The sequence below is a fragment of the Flammeovirga aprica JL-4 genome, assembly GCF_012844305.1.
Lineage (GTDB): Bacteria > Bacteroidota > Bacteroidia > Cytophagales > Flammeovirgaceae > Flammeovirga > Flammeovirga aprica.
The window spans coordinates 1-581 of sequence record NZ_JABANE010000407.1; the positions used below are offsets into that span (position 1 = coordinate 1).

The window sequence follows — 581 nt, forward strand, 5'->3', positions numbered from 1 at the left end:
GATGACGGTGATCTTTATGCTGTTTGAGGTTCGCCACCTGCCCTACAAACTGCGTTTTGCCCTCAATAACCCGCGCCTGCATATCGCAGGATTGCACCGGGCGCTGAAAGGCGTCACCCATTATCTGGCGCTGAAGACGCTGATTAGCCTGTGGACCGGGCTGATTGTCTGGCTGGGGCTGCTGGCGATGGGGGTACAGTTCGCCCTGATGTGGGGGGTGCTGGCGTTTTTGCTGAACTATGTGCCGAACATTGGCTCCGCCATCTCCGCTATCCCCCCCATGCTGCAGGCGCTGCTGTTCAGCGGCATCTATGAGTGCCTGTTGGTAGGGGCGCTGTTTCTGGTGGTGCATATGGTGCTGGGCAACATGGTGGAGCCGCGCATGATGGGCCACCGGCTGGGGATGTCGACCCTGGTGGTGTTCCTGTCGTTGTTGGTCTGGGGCTGGCTGCTGGGGCCGGTGGGAATGCTGCTCTCGGTGCCGTTAACCAGCGTCTGTAAAATCTGGATGGAAACCACCGTCGGGGGCAGCAAGCTGGCGATCCTGCTCGGCCCGGGCCGTCCCAAAAGCCGGCTCCCCG

The 581-nt window shown here is 61.3% G+C and carries 1 protein-coding gene; it reads left to right on the plus strand.

The window, feature by feature from the left end:
* Positions 1 to 581: AI-2E family transporter (locus HHU12_RS34635; RefSeq protein WP_169661233.1), on the plus strand; the 581-nt coding region annotated here is incomplete at both ends.